18 protein-coding genes and 1 pseudogene are annotated in these 17389 nt (G+C 66.5%); 14 read left to right on the forward strand and 5 right to left on the reverse strand.

Going from position 1 to position 17389, the window contains the following annotated elements; all coding sequences use genetic code 11:
* Positions 1-335: 335 nt before the first annotated feature.
* From ACWETB_RS11395 to ACWETB_RS11405, 3 genes are all read right to left on the reverse strand, one after another.
* On the reverse strand, positions 336-560 hold the full coding sequence (locus ACWETB_RS11395; protein WP_348804402.1) for a hypothetical protein: 225 nt from the start codon (positions 558-560) through the stop codon (positions 336-338).
* A gap of 96 nt (positions 561-656) precedes the next feature.
* Entirely contained in the window at positions 657-1139 is a 483-nt protein-coding gene (locus ACWETB_RS11400) for a hypothetical protein (RefSeq protein ID WP_348804403.1), read from the reverse strand.
* Between the two features lie 94 nt (positions 1140-1233).
* Positions 1234-1548, reverse strand: coding sequence for a hypothetical protein (locus ACWETB_RS11405; RefSeq protein WP_452211206.1), 315 nt, complete (start codon positions 1546-1548; stop codon positions 1234-1236).
* Between the two features lie 76 nt (positions 1549-1624).
* Here ACWETB_RS11405 and ACWETB_RS11410 point away from each other — a divergent pair, with 76 nt between their 5' ends.
* Complete coding sequence (locus tag ACWETB_RS11410) at positions 1625-2098, forward strand: NUDIX hydrolase (protein ID WP_449743238.1); 474 nt, start codon at positions 1625-1627, stop codon at positions 2096-2098.
* Positions 2099-2110: 12 nt separating this feature from the next.
* On the opposite strand, the gene ACWETB_RS11415 is transcribed toward ACWETB_RS11410, so the two are convergent.
* Positions 2111-3478 (reverse strand): hypothetical protein, encoded by a 1368-nt coding sequence (locus ACWETB_RS11415; protein WP_452211208.1) that lies wholly within the window; start codon positions 3476-3478, stop codon positions 2111-2113.
* Complete coding sequence (locus ACWETB_RS11420; protein ID WP_449743240.1) at positions 3479-3826, reverse strand: hypothetical protein; 348 nt, start codon at positions 3824-3826, stop codon at positions 3479-3481.
* Between the two features lie 198 nt (positions 3827-4024).
* Between ACWETB_RS11420 and ACWETB_RS11425 the strand changes: the two genes are divergently transcribed.
* From ACWETB_RS11425 to mimD, 13 genes and pseudogenes are all read left to right on the forward strand, one after another.
* Positions 4025-5011, forward strand: coding sequence for an NADP-dependent oxidoreductase (locus tag ACWETB_RS11425; RefSeq protein WP_452211210.1), 987 nt, complete (start codon positions 4025-4027; stop codon positions 5009-5011).
* Positions 5012-5054: 43 nt separating this feature from the next.
* A complete protein-coding gene (locus ACWETB_RS11430; RefSeq protein ID WP_449743242.1) occupies positions 5055-5885 on the forward strand; it encodes an aldo/keto reductase in 831 nt (276 codons plus the stop codon).
* Between the two features lie 48 nt (positions 5886-5933).
* Positions 5934-7130, forward strand: a complete 1197-nt coding sequence (locus ACWETB_RS11435) for an aminotransferase class I/II-fold pyridoxal phosphate-dependent enzyme (RefSeq protein ID WP_449743243.1) — start codon at positions 5934-5936, stop codon at positions 7128-7130.
* A complete protein-coding gene (locus ACWETB_RS11440; RefSeq protein WP_449743244.1) occupies positions 7130-7579 on the forward strand; it encodes a hypothetical protein in 450 nt (149 codons plus the stop codon). The genes ACWETB_RS11435 and ACWETB_RS11440 overlap by 1 nt, the downstream gene beginning before the upstream one ends.
* Before the next feature lies 1 nt (position 7580).
* Positions 7581-8744 carry a serine hydrolase domain-containing protein gene (locus ACWETB_RS11445; RefSeq protein WP_449743245.1) on the forward strand — a complete coding sequence of 388 codons (1164 nt, stop codon included), beginning with the start codon at positions 7581-7583 and terminating at the stop codon, positions 8742-8744.
* 20 nt (positions 8745-8764) lie between these two features.
* Positions 8765-8946: pseudogene (locus ACWETB_RS11450) on the forward strand (dihydrofolate reductase family protein); the annotation flags it as partial.
* A gap of 107 nt (positions 8947-9053) precedes the next feature.
* Positions 9054-10013: an alpha/beta hydrolase fold domain-containing protein gene (locus tag ACWETB_RS11455; RefSeq protein WP_449743246.1), complete on the forward strand. Its 960-nt coding sequence runs from the start codon at positions 9054-9056 to the stop codon at positions 10011-10013.
* 64 nt (positions 10014-10077) lie between these two features.
* Entirely contained in the window at positions 10078-11283 is a 1206-nt protein-coding gene (locus ACWETB_RS11460) for a serine hydrolase domain-containing protein (RefSeq protein ID WP_449743247.1), read from the forward strand.
* A 216-nt stretch (positions 11284-11499) separates the two neighbouring features.
* A complete protein-coding gene (locus ACWETB_RS11465; protein ID WP_348804417.1) occupies positions 11500-12543 on the forward strand; it encodes a helix-turn-helix domain-containing protein in 1044 nt (347 codons plus the stop codon).
* A 494-nt stretch (positions 12544-13037) separates the two neighbouring features.
* The gene (locus ACWETB_RS11470) at positions 13038-14675 is read left to right on the forward strand and encodes an aromatic/alkene/methane monooxygenase hydroxylase/oxygenase subunit alpha (protein WP_348809259.1); all 1638 of its coding nucleotides are present in this window, start codon (positions 13038-13040) and stop codon (positions 14673-14675) included.
* Between the two features lie 102 nt (positions 14676-14777).
* Positions 14778-15821, forward strand: a complete 1044-nt coding sequence (locus ACWETB_RS11475; protein ID WP_449743249.1) for a 2Fe-2S iron-sulfur cluster-binding protein — start codon at positions 14778-14780, stop codon at positions 15819-15821.
* Positions 15822-15863: 42 nt separating this feature from the next.
* Positions 15864-16970 (forward strand): aromatic/alkene monooxygenase hydroxylase subunit beta, encoded by a 1107-nt coding sequence (locus ACWETB_RS11480; RefSeq protein ID WP_348809257.1) that lies wholly within the window; start codon positions 15864-15866, stop codon positions 16968-16970.
* 5 nt (positions 16971-16975) lie between these two features.
* Positions 16976-17311 carry a propane 2-monooxygenase effector subunit MimD gene (mimD, locus tag ACWETB_RS11485; RefSeq protein ID WP_348809272.1) on the forward strand — a complete coding sequence of 112 codons (336 nt, stop codon included), beginning with the start codon at positions 16976-16978 and terminating at the stop codon, positions 17309-17311.
* Positions 17312-17389: the final 78 nt, after the last annotated feature.

The raw sequence follows: 17389 nt of genomic DNA on the forward strand, positions 1-17389 counted from the left end.
CGGGCGGTTTCACGGACCTGCGCGGCGGTGGCCGCGGATTTCAGTTCCTCGAGGACGGTGAGGCGGTCGAGGGCGTCGGCTTCGGTTGCCGCCGAGGTCATCTCGACGAGTGAGGTGAGGACTTGACGGATATCGTCGGTCGTCTCGAACATCCCACCCCCACTTGATATCGAATATGTGTTCCATGGTACACGCGTGTGAGGATGCACGCCATAGGAAAATCGTTGACAGAGAACCTTTTTCCGTCGACCGAGCCGCAATTACGTTGACAGCGCTCGGTTTCCATTGATCGCGAGTGCGCCCACTGGATGTCACCCGCCGCGGGGCGATCGCGATCAGAAACCGCTCGGTGGTGTCGGGCCGGACTTCTTGCGTGAGGACCGGAAGAGCATGGCGCCGCCGTAGATCGCCAGGGCGATCAGGGCGACCCAGAACAGGCCCTTGAGGATCGGCCCGATCATCGCCAGGGCGATCAGTGCGACAGCGATGATGCCGAGGATCTTCCAGAAGGTCAGTCCGGATTCGGAGGTGGTCTTGTGTGATTCGGTTGATGTGTTCATGACTCCACGATGACGCGTCGGAAGGGAAATTTCACTGGTCAGAGCACGCTTTGGGGGAAAGATCAGGGGACTCCCCCATGCCGGTGGGCACCGCACTCAGCCGATGTGCGGGGCCGCACTGGGCGCGGTGTAGCTACATCCGAGTGCCGTCGGACTCGGGAAGGCGCGGCGGTCGCGGAACCAGGCGACGCAGATGCCGGCCACGGTTCGCCGGGATCGACTGAGGAGGTAGCCGTGAGTGCAGTCGCGGAAGCGATCCTCGTAATTCCACCGGTCGAGCATCGCGTTCGGCACGGTGTACGCGGCCACCGCCGGAATATCCATCACCGCCGTCGACAACCGCACCATCATCGTCCGTTCACGCAGCACCACGATCTGAGCGCAGGGCACATCCAGGTCATCATCGTCGGCATCCCCGGACCCGTCATGATCGGACGGACCGAGATCGAGCACCGCACCGGCGGGCATACCGGCCAGGGAATCGACCAGCCAGTCGTACATCGCCGACCATGCCGCGGCCTGCCGGACGCCCTCCGGATCGGAGCTGTGCGCGGCATCGGGGCCGTGTGCATCGAACATGAAAACCTCCTGGAGAAGATCGGATGTCCACAGTGAAGCACCGGCCACCGACAAGTTCGTCGAACGCGAGTGCGAAGCGTCGACGAGGCCGTCCCTACCGGGCGTCGTCCCCGGTCTCGCCACGCTCCCGGGCCGAATCCCGCTTCTGCTGCTCGTACTCCTCGGCGATGTTCTCGTCGTCGAAGGTGATGAGCGGCTCGCCGCCGAACTCCCGGTAGAGGGCAAAGGCGGCGAGCACCAGTCCCAGCACGCCACAGAGCCAGGTACTTCCCGGGACGTCGCCCACTCCGCGGTTGATGACGTCCACCAGCGCCCACACCACTCCGGTGAGACCGATGACGACCATGACCAGCCAGATCCCGATACCGCCCTGCGCGCTCGGTGCGCTACCGCCCTGAGGAGTGTTCACCCGGCGATCTTCCCACGATCGTCGATGCCGCGGGCCGATCCGACGGGCGCGTCGCCCGCCGGGCAAGATGGCACCCATGCCGATCCCCGAGTTCATCCGCGACCTACGCTCCCACGTCGGACATGCGCCGCTCTGGCTGTCCGGTGTCAGTGGGGTGGTCACCGATGACGCGGGACGGGTGCTGCTGACCCGACGCGCCGATACCGACGAGTGGGCCGTGGTCTCCGGGGTCCTCGAACCCGGCGAGGAGCCGGCCCGGGCGATCGTCCGGGAGATCGCCGAGGAGACCGGGGTGAGTGCCGAGGTCATCCGCCTGACCAGCGTCGATGTCACCGACATGATCACCTACCCCAATGGGGATCAGACCCGCTATCTGGACGTGTGCTTCCTCGCCCGACACATCTCCGGCGAGCCGCGGGTCGCCGACGACGAGAACACCGCGGTGGCCTGGTTCGCTACGGACACCCTCCCCGAACCGCTCGCCCAGACCTCGAGACTGCGCCTGGACAAGGCTCTCGCCGGCGACCCGCAGGCCTGGTTCCACCGCTGAGAAGATCGTCGGTCACCGAACCCCGGGAACCACGGGCGGATCACCCACCGGGCCGAGCGGCGTGGTGTCGGCTGCCACGCCGGTCGGCGCCTTGCCAACCTGGCCGAGGACCCGGGTCTCCCCCGGAAACTGCTCGAAATCACGGTCGTAGTCGCCGAACTCGTGATGGAGCGGGAGATTGAGGAACGGGCCGAAAGACGTGTGGTCGCCGGCGCCGTCGGTATGCAGGACCCTCGTCTGACCGTCGGGCAGATATTGATAGGTCTCCATTGACGGGTAATCGGTCACGTAACCCGAGATGCGGGCACCGCCCCCGTCACCCTCACCGGGCGTGATGATCGTCTGACCGTTGACCGACCAGCCGGCCTCCGCCGTCCCCGGCGGCGCAAGCGGATCCGCGGCGTCGTAGTTGACGAGAACGGTTCCGTCATCCAGTTGCGAAGCCCGAACCCGCGGCGTCCCGGTGCGCACGGTCGTCCCGTCGGCGGTCGCCGACGGATTCTGTCGGGCGATCACCAGTCCGGTCTCGTAGTCGACGACGTAGGTCACCCTCGTATCCTCCGGATCGAAGGCCGGGTCGAAACCGCGGTTGTCACCGAGGTGATCGTCGGTGCCGCCGTGCACCGTCGCAGTCGGGATGAACAGTCCGGTGGCCACAACCCCCTGCCCCGGAACCGGATTGATGCGCACCACGCTGATCTGCGGTGGTACGCCGTGGTTCTTCGGGGAGTAACTGTGCGGGTCGAGCACCTCGGCGACCCGCCAGTCGTTCTCCGAAATCGGCGGCCGCCCATAGAGCGAGCGGAACGCTGCGATCTGGTTGGCCTGTCGCGCAGCGGGATTGAAATCCGGGGTCTCGCCGACGGCGGTGAGCGCGATCCCGCCGCTCGCGGCGTTGAGCAACGCCGCCACACCGTCGTCGAAACGCTCTGCCCGGCTGCAGATCTCGGCGACGCGACGCGTGATCTCGGCGATGGCATCCTGATGGGCCTGCCGCTCCGCAAATGACCACCCCGCCATCGACGGCCACAGCGGGTCGGTCACCGCACCGGTGACCGGATCGATGATGAATCCACGCCCATCGGCTTGCGCCTGAACACTTCTCGCGTCACGGACGAGTGCCGTCGCCTCGTTGAAGCAATCCCGGGCGGCGGCGGCCACCTTCGCGTTCTCCACACCGTAGCTGTCGATGTCGACGCGTACCCGCCCCGCTGCCGCGCGTGCCGCGTCGGCGGCATCACCCTGCCACGACGACAGACTGTCCAGTGAACGAACAGTGGTGCCCAGCGTCGAGCAGGTCGCCTGCTGCGCGGAGCAGATCGCGAAGATCGATGAGATCTGTCCAGGGTCGAACCGCAACACATCACCGAAACCGACCATCTACAACCGCAATTCGATGTCGGATGGTCCTGCCGCATCAGGGCGATAAGGCATCACGCGCAACGACGCAGCACTCGTGTCGTCGGCGGCGAGGTAGGCGGTATCGGCCGCGGTGAGCATGGTCCCGTGGTCACCGACCACGCCGGCCAGTCCCATCCCGCGCCGTCGCCACGATTCGGCGAGAGTCATCAGCGCCTGACCGCTGTTGTCCCACAATCCGGTTGAGATCTCACACAGCGATCGGTGATGGCCGTCGAACTCGCGCGCGGCGTCGTCGGCGCCCGCGACGAACACCGACGACATCCACCTGAGCTCCGAACCCACGGCCTCGACGCGTCTTTCGGTCATGCGCTCCCCCTTCGCGTATCCCTGTCTGCGTATCTCTGGCGGCCTCACGACTGCGCCGACCATACGGGGAATCCGACCCGCCGCCGGCGCTCCCGCGCCCGCCTGTGGACAACCGCCCGTGAACAACTCACGGTCACGCATTTCGGACAATCGTGAGCGCAACGGAATAGTCGATGACCCGCCCGCCTTGAAGCTGTCATGGCCGACACGAGTGAGACCAACGAGAACACCCTCGACATCGACTCCGCCGCCGTCACCGCACGGCAGATGGTCGCCACCGCCTACGGAGATCCCGCGCAGGTGATCGAGCTGATCAAGGTGGAGTTACCCGTCCCCGATCCGGGCCAGGTAGTCGTGACCGTGCAGGCCATCAGCGTGAATCCGTTCGACGCGAAAACGGTGAGCGGCGTGATGGGCACCGACGAGTCGAAACTTCCACTGCATCCGGGTAGCGAACTGGCGGGGGTCGTCAAGTCGCTCGGACCCGATGTCACCGAATTCGCCGTGGGCGACGCGGTGATCGGCTACCCGGTGGCCGGCGCGTACGCCGACCATGTGGTCGTCGACGCCGACCGGCTGCACCGGCGACCGGAATCGCTCGACGTCGAGCATGCCGCCGGGCTGCTCCTCGTCGGCGTCACGGCGGCCGACACGGTCGCCACCGCGGGCGTCGGCGACGGCGACGTGGTTCTCGTCCACGGGGGTGCCGGCGCTGTCGGGTCGATCGCGGTGCAGCTGGCGGTGCGCGCCGGGGCCACGGTGATCGCCACGGCCGCCGAGGCCAATCACGACGCGCTGCGCGCGCTCGGGGCGATCCCGGTGACCTACGGTGACGGCCTCGCCGACCGCGTGGGTGCCGCCGTGCCGGCCGCGGTGACCGCGGCCATCGACACCGCGGGCACCGACGAGGCGATCGACGTCTCGCTGGAACTCGGCGTCGAACCGTCGCGGATCGTCAGCATCGCCGCATTCGGCCGCGCCGACGACGGCATCATCGTGATCGACGGATCGTCGGAGGCGACAAAGCGCCACCACGCCGAGGCCGTCGAGCCACTCATCGCCGCGGCCGCCGACGGCTCGCTGACCACCGAGGTCGCCGCGACGTATCCGTTGGAGCAGGCCGGTCGGGCACTCGCCGACGTCACCGCCGGCCATCCGCGCGGAAAGCTCATCCTGCTGCCCTGAGCAGACCACCTCATCATCGTCCACAACAAGTGAAAGGTGTTCCATGACAGTCCCTTCCATCACCCTCAACAATGGTGTCCAGATCCCGCAGCTCGGCTTCGGGGTATTCCAGATCGAGCCGCAGGACACCGTCGAGGCCACCCTCTCGGCATTCGAGGTGGGCTATCGCCACATCGACACCGCGCAGATGTACGGCAACGAGAAGGAGGTCGGCGAGGCGTTCGCCAAGTCGGGTCTGCCTCGCGACGAGGTCTTCATCACCTCCAAGCTCAACAACAACAAACACGCCTACGACGACGCCCTCGCTGCGACCGATGAGACCCTGGAGCGGCTCGGCGTCGATCAGGTCGACCTGTTCCTGATCCACTGGCCGCTGCCGGAGGTCGGCGACTTCGTCGAGACCTGGAAGGCGCTGGAGAAGATCTACGCCGACGGCAAGGCGCGGGCGATCGGCGTCTCCAACTTCCAGAAGCACCACCTCGAGCGTCTGTTCGCCGAAACCGAGATCGTGCCGGCGGCCAACCAGATCGAGGTGCATCCGTATCTGACGCAGGACGAGTTGCGCGCCTTCAACACCGACCACGGGATCGCCACCGAGGCGTGGTCGCCGATCGCGCAGGGCGATGTGCTCGACGACCCGGTCCTGGTGAAGATCGCCGAGGAGAAGGGCCGCTCGACCGCGCAGGTCGCGCTGCGGTGGCACATCCAGCGCGGCGACATCGTCTTCCCCAAGTCGGTGACCCGGTCGCGCGTGGAGGAGAACTTCGCGCTGTTCGACTTCGAGCTGACCGCGGCAGACGTGTCCGCGATCGATGGCCTCAACAAGAACAAGCGCCGTGGCCCGGACCCGGACACGTTCAACTGGGTGCCCTGATCTGACGCCACCGGCCGAACCACCGCGCCCGTCGCGCAGAATGTACCCATGCACATCTCGCGACGGGCGCAGCACGTGGCGCCGTTCTACGCGATGGAGTTCGCCAAGAAGGCCGGCGCCGTGGAGGCGGCCGGGCATCGGGTGATCCGGCTCAACATCGGTGAACCCGACTTCGGTCCGACGCCGCAGTTCCTGGCCGCGGCCCGGGAGGCCGCCGATGGCAGGCCGATGACCTATACCGATGCGCTGGGTACCGCGCAACTGCGCGAGGCGATCGCCGGGTTCTACCGAACGCATTTCGGCGCCGACGTCGATCCGTCGCGGGTGGCGGTCACCACCGGCGCATCGGCGGCGCTGCTGCTGGCCTGCGCCGCCCTCGTCGACCCCGGTGACGGGGTGCTCATCGGTGACCCGTCCTATCCGTGCAATCGGCAGTTCGCCGAGAGCTTCGGCGCCGACGTCACCCTCGTGCCGACGACGCCCGACACCCGCTTTCAGCTGACCCCTGACCTCGTCGACGACGCGTGGCGGCCGTCGACCCGTGGTGTCATCGTGGCGTCACCGTCGAATCCGACGGGCACCTTGGTGCCGCACGACGATCTGGTCGAACTGTGTGCTCGGGTGGCCGCCCGCGACGGCTGGAGCATCGTCGACGAGATCTATCTCGGGCTCGCCGATCCGGGCCCGGACGGCCATCCGCCGCACAGCGTGCTCTCCGAACCCGGAGCGCATACCGCGAACACCGCGGTCATCAACAGTTTCTCGAAGTACTTCGGCATGACGGGCTGGCGACTCGGGTGGGCCATCCTCCCCGACTCCCTGGTCGATGTCACCGAGCGTCTGGCGCAGAACTTCTATGTCAGCCCGCCGACGCCGGCGCAGTACGCCGCGCTGGCCTGCTTCACGCCCGAGTCGCTGGCGGTGGCGGAGGACCGCCGCCGCGAGTTCGTCAACCGCCGGCGCCTGGTGCTCGACGGTCTGGAACACATCGGATTGCGGGTTCCGGTGCAGCCCGACGGCGCGTTCTACGTCTACATCGACGTCTCCGACACCGGCCTGACGTCGGCGCAATTCTGCGACCGGGCCCTCACCGACGCCCACGTGGCCCTCACGCCGGGCAAGGATTTCGGCATCGCCACCGCCGACGACCACGTGCGGTTGTCCTACGCGGCGTCCACCGCCGATTTGGAGGAAGCGCTGGCGCGGCTGGACGCGTTCATCGGCGTGCTGTCGCGAACCGTGTGATGGCCCAGAAGAAGCAACCGTCGGCCCGGACGATGCTCGTCTGGCAGGTCATCGTCGCAGTCGGCGGGCTGGGTCTGGGTGCGCTGTTCTTGACCATGGGGATCGGCGGCGGCTTCGTCCAGGGACCCACGTGCGCCGACCGGCCGATGGGGCCGCTGGATCGGTGCGTCTTGATGCCGGGCACCAAGTACACGCATCCGGAACTGCTGGTGCCACCGGCCTTCGACCCCGCACATCCGGGACAGGATGTGCCGGCGGCAGACGGCCGGACACCCGACGAGGTGATCCGGTCGCAGCGCATCGTCGGGGTGATCCTGATCGTCGTGGGGTCGGTGAGCCTGCTCATCGGGTTGTCATCGGCGCAGCTGGTCGCCCGCAAGATCATCGCGCACCGTCGCAGTTCGGACCCCTCCGGCGAGGTGCCGGCGCCCACGGGGCACGATGGCTGAGATGAGCCACGATCCGACACTGCCCGGCGTCATCACCGGGGTCACCAACCGCGACGCCACGATCCACCTCGATGCGCACGGTCCGCGGACGGTCGGCGAACCCGAGGAGTTGCGCACCGACGCGATCCTCGCGATGTATTCGGTCACCAAGTCGTTGACGGCGACCGTCGCCGTTCAGCTCGCCGACGACGGACTCCTGGATCTCGACGTCCCGGCCGCCGAGTACGAGCCCCGCCTTCGCGGCGTCGAGGTGCTCGACGGATTCGAGGCCGACGGCACAGTCCGACTCCGGCCGCCCCGAACGTCGTTCACCACCCGGCAGTTGCTCACGCACACATCCGGTTTCGGCTACACCTTCTTCGACGAGGCGACGTCCCGCGCGGCAGAGGCACTGTCGGTTCCCGACGTCGCCGCCGGCAGCGTCGAGTCGCTGGGCACTCCCCTGGTCTTCGATCCGGGGACCCGGTGGTTGTACGGGATCGGCCTGGACTGGGTGGGCCTGGTGATCGAGGCCGTCGCCGGACGCCGACTCGGCGAGGTCATGCGCGAACGTCTTCTCGACCCACTGGGCATGCGCGACACCGCGTTTGCTCGTGACGATGCGATGCTCGAGCGGGCCGCGAGTCTGCATGCACGGCTACCCGACGGCAGCCTCAAACCGCTGCGACGACCGACCCGGCCGGACGCTCCCGCGGTCGATCTCGGTGGTCAGGGACTGTATTCGACGGTCGACGACGTCCTGCGCTTCCTGCGAATGTGGCTGTCGGACGGTCGATCCGACGACGGCGAGCAGATCCTGCGCCCCGACACCGTGGGCGCAGCCACGGCCAATCAGCTCGGCGATCTCGCCGTGACGGCGCTTCCCGGGATCGATCCCCGACGCACACACGACATGGAGTTCTTCCCCGGCCTCCGCAAGGGCTGGTCACTCGTCGCGATGACCAACGAGCTCGACGCCCCGACCGGCCGGACCGCGGGCAGCCTCGGCTGGGCGGGTCTGGCCAACACCTACTTCTGGATCGACCGTCGGGCGCAGATCGCCGGTGTGTGGGCGACCCAACTGTTCCCGTTCGCCGATCCGGTGGCCCTGCACTCGGCCATGGAATTCGAGACGTCGGCGTACCGCGCGATGAGTTCCGGAGCCGGGATCGGTCCATCCTCCTGACCTCACCGCATCACCACCGGCTCAGCGGCAGCGGCCAACTGGTGCGCGCGATGCCGTCGGACGGCCTGATCGACGAACTGCACCTGCTCGTCTACCCGTCATCCTCGGTGCGGGCGCCCGGTTGTTCGACGGCACCGGCGAGGCGGGCTTGCAGCCACTGGACCAGGAATCCTTCGACAACGGCGTCGTGCATCTGAGCTACGGGCCGGTCCGACATTTCCCCACCCGCCATCCGGCGGGCATCAACCACCGATTTCGCGTCGGGTCGGCGGTACCGGGCACTCCACAACCCTGCCTAGACTGTGACCCATGACACGTCCGAGGCCCGAGTTCGATCCCGAGCTGCGGGCCGGTCTCGCCGTCGTCGGCGGAATGTTCCCACCCACCGTCACACCCGAGCTGATCGGTTTCATGCGGCAGTCCTATGCCTCCCGCCCCGTCGACGAGACAATGCACGGCCGAGAGGTCACCCACACCGATTATGAGGTCCCCGGATACCGCGGCGACCCGATCACGGTGTCGGTGTTCCGATCACCCCGAGCCAACGGAGAGCGGCCCGTCATCGTCTACGCCCACTCCGGTGGCCTGATGTTCGGCGACCGGTTCAACGCGCTCGACGCGACGCTGGACTGGGTGGAGCGTCTCGGCGCCGTCCTGATCACGCCCGAATACCGCCTGGCCCCCGAGTACCGGGATCCCTATGCCCGCGAGGACATGTACGCGACCCTCGAATGGACTGCCGGCCAGTCGAATTCACTCGGAATCGACTTGCGACGGCTGATGGTCGCCGGCGCGAGCTCGGGCGGCGGGCTGGCGGCCGGCCTGGCCCTGGCCGCACGCGAACGCGACGGCCCGGCGATTCGCGCCCAAATGCTCAGCTATCCCATGCTCGACGACCGCGGAATCGCGCCATCGACAACACAATTCGACGGCGTCGGAGTGTGGGATCGGGTATCCAACGAAACCGGTTGGCGCGCATACCTCGGCGATGCCTACCGGTCACCCGAGGTCAGTCCGCTCGCCGTCCCGGCACGAGCCACCGATCTCACCGGTTTGCCGCCCGCGTTCATCGACGTCGGCGACTGCGAGATCTTCCGCGACGAGGCCATCGACTACGCCGGAGCCCTGTGGGGTGCGGGGGTCAATACCGAACTCCACGTGTGGCCCGGCGCATTTCACGCCTGCGACATCTTCGCCCCGCACACCGCCCTGGCGAAATCCATGCTGCACACCAGATTCGCCTGGATTGCCCGCATGCTCGCCGACTGACCTCGTCGAGAACCCGGGACAACTTTCCACCGCCCCATCCGCTTCACGAGAAAGAGGAATCACCATGAGTACACCCATCGTCAGTTCCAAGCGGGTCGCCGACGCCGCGGACGCCGTCGTGGCAGCCGCATCCACCGGCGACGATCGAGTGCCCGGTGTGGTCGCCGGCGTCACCACCGACCGCGAGACGATCCATCTGAGCGCATCAGGTCTGCGAGCGCTCGACGAGGACACCCCGATGAGCACCGACTCGGTGTTCGCGATCTTCTCGACCACCAAGGCGATCACCGGGACCGCCGCGCTGCAGTTGCTCGAACGCGGCGAGCTCGACCTCGACGCACCCGCCCGCGACTACGAACCGCGGATCGGCGAGATCCAGGTGATCGAGGGCTTCGACGACGCCGGCCAACCCCGACTGCGCGCCCCGAAGTCCGATATCACCACACGCCAATTGCTCACTCACACAGCAGGCTTCGGCTACGACTTCTTCAACGAAACGTACGCCCGACTGGCCACCGAACACGGCCAGCCGAGCATCGTGACCTCCAGCATGGCCGCACTCCAGTCGCCGCTGTTGTTCGACCCCGGAACACAGTGGGAATACGGCTCCAACATCGACTGGACGGGACTGGTCATCGAGGCCATCACCGGCAAACGCCTCGGCGAGGTGATGCGCACCGAGATCCTCGAGCCTCTCGGAATGACCGACACCGCGTTCACCCGCACCGACGACATGCGTGCGCGCACCGCCACCATGCATCACCGCAACGCCGACGGCTCGCTGACCCCCGATCACGACTTCGCCCTGCCGGACGATCCGGAGGTGCACATGGGTGGGCACGGCCTGTATTCGACGGTCGGTGATTACCTCACCTTCATCCGGATGTGGCTCAACGACGGCCGCTCGGATTCCGGGGAGCAGATCCTGCGTGCCGAGACGGTGTCACTGGCCGAGCAGAACCATCTCGGCGAACTGAAGGTGAAGATGCTGCCCGGCGTCATCCCGAGCCTGTCCAACGACGCCGAGTTCTTCCCCGGCATGCCCAAGTCGTGGGCGTTGACCTTCATGCTCAACGACGAGGTCGCCCCCACGGGCCGTCCGGCCGGCTCCCTGGCCTGGGCGGGTCTGGCGAATCTCTACTACTGGATCGATCGGCGCAACAAGATCGGCGGCTACTGGGCCACCCAGATCCTCCCCTTCGCCGATGCCAACTCGGTGGGCGGGTATCTCGACTTCGAGACCGCCGTGTACGGCGCGCTCGAGGGCTGACACGGCGTTCGAGGGCTGACACGGCGTTCGAGGGCTGACACGGCGTTCGATCGCGCCGGGAGTCGCACCCAACGATTTCCCGGCGCGATCGCACCGTGCGCGAGACACTGGAGCGCGCACCCCGGCCGACGCATCATCGTCGGCCGACAGAGACGACGCCGACAGAGACGACGCCGACAGCGACGACGCCGACAGAGACGACAAGGACACCCACACGTGCAGGAACTCCTCGGACGGATCGCGGCGCTGGACCCGTCCGCGAGCCTCGGCCTGCGGGTGATCGCCTGCTTCGACGAACTCGTGGTGGGCAACGTCAACCTGCACGGACTGCTCGCCACCGCCGCCGCCCTGGCCGGATGCCCCGCCGGAGTGCGCCGCGGCGATGCGGTGACGCGGGTGTCGGTACTCGGTGAGGCCCTGAGCGGTGATGCGCCCGGCGAGGTGCACGCGCTGGAGGTCGACGCGGGCACCGGCGGCGTTGCCACCCGGGTGTGGCTGGAACGTCACGGCCCCGAACTGGCCAACGACGCCATCATCGTGGAGCGTTTGGCGCTGGCCGTCGGAATCCGATACTCGGGAGGGTCGGGCGGCGCCACCCGCGACGTCGCGCGGCTGCTCGATCGCGACGCCGATCTCGATCGCCGACGTGAGGCGGCGGCGCGGCTGCATCTGTCCCCGACCGCGTCCTACCGTGCACTGGCGACGCCGCTGTTCGCCGACTGGTCCAGCCATCCGTCGTGGCCGGCCGATGTGACCGCCACCGCCATCGGCACCATCCACGCCGTGATCGCCCCCGGGGATCTCAACGTGTCGGCCGCCCCATCGACACCGTGCGGGCTGGGCGTCGCGACGACGATCGACGGCCTGGCCGACTCGTTTCGCACGGCCCTGATCGCCCTGCAGCTGTGCGAGCGACCCACCACCACCGTCGTCGACGCGGCCGAGTACGGCGGTCTCGTCCACCTGCTGGCCGAGTCACCGTCGGACGCCCGCAACCCCGACGCCGACAGCCTGGAGTCGCTCATGACGCACGCGTGGGCGCGCCCAACCATCGCCGCGCTGCTCGATGCCTCCAGCGTCCGGCAGGCCGCCCGAGCGCTCGACATCCATCACTCGACCATGCAGACAAGGCTCGAAAACGTCAGTGCCGGATTGGGTTTCGACCCGTTGGACGGTATGGGCCGGGCGCGTCTGGGCGTGGCGTTCCTGACCTGGCGGATGCGACACTCCCGCGCCCTGGAGCTCCCGCCGCAGCGCTGAGCGGCACCGCCGGAGAACGTGGGTTCTGTTGGAGAATATGAGTGCTAGCGCCTCCACGTTCGCATACACGACCCACGTGCTGTTGGCGGTGGGTGACCCGGCTCATAACGCCATCATCTCCAGTTGGACCAGCCACTGACCGATGAGTTCGACGACGCGGCCGGCCTCGAGGTCTGCCCACGTCCAGCCGATGACCATGACGTCCATGCTGCGGAGCTTGTCCTCGCGGGCCTTCTCGCGCAGGCTTCGCCCCGAGGCGCAGCGCGGAGTCGAAGACGGCGAGTGCCTGCGGGAAGGTGGCTGTGGCACAGGCGATGTCGACTGCTGTTCGCTCGATGATGGTGACGGCGACCCCCGCCACACCACCGATCCAGGTCAGTGAATGTGTGGTCAGTCTCACAGTGAGACGGGTGTGATTGCCATCACGAGGTTGTATCAATAGCGCTTCAGCCCGCAGGCCGGCACGTAGCCGGCTCTTCTACAGGAGGCGCACATTGAGCAGGCAGAGCTTGACCAAGGCCCATGCGAAGATCACCGAGCTGTCGTGGGAGCCCACCTTCGCCACCCCGGCAACCCGGTTCGGAACCGATTACACCTTTGAGAAGGCACCGAAGAAGGATCCGCTCAAGCAGATCATGCGGTCGTACTTCCCGATGGAGGAGGAGAAGGACAACCGCGTCTACGGCGCGATGGACGGTGCCATCCGCGGCAACATGTTCCGTCAGGTGCAGGAACGCTGGCTGGAATGGCAGAAGCTGTTCCTGTCGATCATCCCGTTCCCGGAGATCTCGGCCGCCCGCGCGATGCCTATGGCCATCGACGCGGTACCCAACCCCGAGATCCACAACGGTCTCGCGGTGCAGATGATCGACGAGGTCCGGCACTCGACGATCCAGATGAATCTCAAGAAGCTGTACATGAACAACTACGTCGATCCGGCCGGGTTCGACATCACTGAGAAGGCGTTCGCCAACAACTACGCCGGCACCATCGGCCGCCAGTTCGGTGAGGGCTTCATCACCGGCGACGCCATCACCGCCGCCAACATCTACCTGACGGTGGTCGCCGAGACCGCATTCACCAACACACTGTTCGTCGCCATGCCCGACGAGGCCGCCGCCAACGGCGACTACCTGCTGCCGACGGTCTTCCACTCGGTGCAGTCCGACGAATCGCGTCACATCTCCAACGGCTACTCCATCCTGCTGATGGCCCTGGCCGACGAGCGCAATCGTCCACTGCTGGAACGCGATCTGCGTTACGCCTGGTGGAACAACCACTGTGTGGTCGACGCCGCGATCGGCACCTTCATCGAGTACGGCACCAAGGACCGCCGCAAGGACCGCGAGAGCTACGCCGAGATGTGGCGTCGGTGGATCTACGACGACTACTACCGCAGCTACCTGCTCCCGCTGGAGAAGTACGGCCTGACCATCCCCCACGACCTCGTCGAGGAGGCCTGGAACCGGATCGTCAACAAGCACTATGTGCATGAGGTCGCCCGCTTCTTCGCCACCGGCTGGCCGGTCAACTACTGGCGCATCGACGCCATGACCGACACCGACTTCGAGTGGTTCGAGGAGAAGTACCCCGGGTGGTACAACAAGTTCGGCAAGTGGTGGGAGAACTACAACCGTCTCGCCTACCCGGGCAAGAACAAGCCGATCGCCTTCGAGGACGTCGACTACGAGTACCCGCACCGCTGCTGGACCTGCATGGTGCCGTGCCTCATCCGTGAGGACATGGTCACCGACAAGGTCGACGGCCAGTGGCGCACCTACTGCTCGGAGACCTGCGCGTGGACCGATAAGGTGGCCTTCCGCCCCGAGTACGAGGGCCGGCCGACCCCGAACATGGGACGCCTCACCGGATTCCGTGAATGGGAGACCCTGCACCACGGCAAGGATCTCGCCGACATCATCACCGATCTCGGCTACGTCCGTGACGACGGCAAGACGCTCATCCCGCAGCCGCATCTGGATCTCGATCCGAAGAAGATGTGGACGCTCGACGACGTCCGCGGCATCCCGTTCGCCAGCCCCAACGTGCTGCTGAACGAGATGAGTGACGACGAACGCCAGTCGCACATCGCCGCGTACATGGCCAACAAGAACGGCGCCGTCACGGTCTGACCCGTCTGCGTCCGTCGGTCGAGTGGTCCGAGCCCCGTGGGGCGACTACTCGACCGACGGGCACGCGGATCAGGAATCGACCGCCCCAGCCCAGGAGATTTCATGGCCGATACGCATCGGATCAGTTTCGAACCCGTCGACATCGAGATGGAGGTGACCGAGGACGAGACCATCCTCGACGCCGCATTCCGGCAGGGGATCCACCTCATGCACGGATGCCGGGAGGGACGGTGTTCGGCCTGCAAGTCCTACATGCTCGACGGTGACGTGCAGATGGACGACTACTCCACCTTTGCCTGCAACGACTCCGAAGAGGCCGAGGGGTACGTACTCCTTTGTCGCACATACGCATACAGCGACTGCGAGATCGAACTCCTCAACTTCGACGAGGACGAGCTGCTCGGCGGCGCACCCATCCAGGATGTGCTCACCCGCGTCGCGGCGATCGAACCGATGACCCGGGACATCGTCTCGCTCAAGCTCGACGTCGTCGAACCCGAGACCATCGAGTTCAAATCGGGTCAGTACGTCGACCTCTTCGTACCGGGCACCGAGGAGAAGCGGTCCTTCTCCATCGCCACCACCCAGGCCACCCCCGACCGCCTGGAATTCCTGATCAAGAAGTATCCCGGCGGTCTGTTCGCCGGCATGCTCGAGGACGGACTGTCGGTCGGCGACGAGATCAAGGTGAACGGCCCGTACGGTTCCTGCACCCTGCGCAGCGGTCATGTGCTGCCGATCGTCGCGATCGGCGGCGGTGCCGGCATGGCACCACTTCTCTCCCTGGTACGCCACATCAGTGAGACCGGCCTGAGCCGGCCGGTGCGCTTCTACTACGGCGCACGCACCGCCGACGATCTGTTCTATCTCGACGAGATCGCCACTCTCGGTGAGAAGATCGCCGACTTCACCTTCACCGCCTGCCTGTCGGAATCGGTCGACGGTGCCCCCGACGGCGTCACCGTCGCGGCGGGCAACGTCACCGACATCGTCAACGACAACGAAGCCGACCTGGCCCGAACGGAGGTGTATTTCTGCGGTCCCCCACCCATGGTCGACGCGGCTCTCGCACTGGCTGAACAACATTCGATGCCCAGAGACCAGATCTTCTACGACAAGTTCACCAGCCCGGCATTCGACTCCTGACCCCTGGTCGCCGAGTCCGCCTGAACGACAGGAACGAAAGGTATGTCCGCACCAGCACAACCACGGGAACGCAGCTTCCCCTCCATCGAGTTCACCGACGCCGAGGCCGGCGCACGGGAATTCCCGAGCAGCCGCAGCCGCAAGTACAACTACTATCAGCCGGCCAAGAAGCGGGCCACGATCTACGAGGACGTCACCATCGACGTCCAGCCCGATCCCGAACGCCACCTGACCCAAGGCTGGATCTACGGCTTCGGCGATGGCCCGGGCGGCTACCCCAAGGAGTGGACGTCGGCGCAGTCGTCCAACTGGCATCAGTTCCTCGACCCCAACGAGGAATGGGAGCAGACGATCTACCGCAACAACTCGGCGGTGGTCCATCAGGTCGACCTGTGTCTTCAGAATGCCAAACGCGCCCGCGCCTACGACGGCTGGAATTCGGCCTGGCTCAAGTTCATCGAACGCAACCTCGGTGCCTGGATGCATGCCGAGAGCGGCATGGGCCTGCACGTGTTCACCTCGATCCAGCGTTCCGCGCCGACCAACATGATCAACAACGCGGTCTGCGTGAACGCCGCCCACAAGCTGCGGTTCGCCCAGGATCTGGCCCTGTTCAACCTCGACCTGGCCGATGCCGAGGAGGCCTTCGACGGATCGGCACACAAGGAGGTCTGGCAGTCCGCCCCGGAATGGCAGCCCACCCGCGAGGCCGTGGAACGACTGACCGCGATCGGCGACTGGGCCGAGTTGCTGTTCTGCTCCAACATCGTCTTCGAGCAGCTCGTCGGCTCGCTCTTCCGGTCGGAACTGGTGATGCAGGTGGCCGCCCGCAACGGCGACTACATCACCCCGACGATCGTCGGCACCGGTGAGTACGACTACGACCGCGATCTCAACTACTCCCGCGCACTGTTCCAGATGCTCGCGCGCGACGAGAAGTACGGGGTCGACAACCAGAAGCTGTTCGCCGACTGGATGGCGGTGTGGGTACCACGCTGCCTCGACGCGGCCCGCGGACTCCAGCCGATCTGGTCGCAGCCGGCGGACAAGTCGGTCACCTTCTCCTCCAGCCTCGATCACGCCAAGACCAAGTTCGCCGACGTGCTGACCGCCATCGGCCTCGACATCCCAGAGGAGCTGAACAAGTGAGCACAATGCAATTCGGGGCCGACACCGAGTTCTCCAACATGTGTGGGGTGACGCTGATGAACACCCCCATCGGCCGGATCGTTGCCGACGTGATGGGCGCCAAGGACGGCGTCGAACTCACCGAGTACCCGTCGATGATCCGCGTCGACGGCGTCAACCGCCTCATCTTCGACTACGACGAACTGACCGACGCCCTCGGCCAGGAATTCGACGGGTCGATCTTCGAGGAGATCAGCTCCACCCACTACGGACGGATGGTGCACCTCGACGAACAGACCATCCTGTTCGCCAGCCCGGAGGACGCGGCCGAGTTCATCGGCTTCGACCTCACAGCTTCCTGATCGGGTAGCGGATCAGACTTCGCCGCCGGGGCCCCGCCCGCCCCCTTGTCGGCCCCGGCGGCGAATTCCATCCGATCC

The organism is Gordonia sp. NPDC003950, assembly GCF_053605205.1.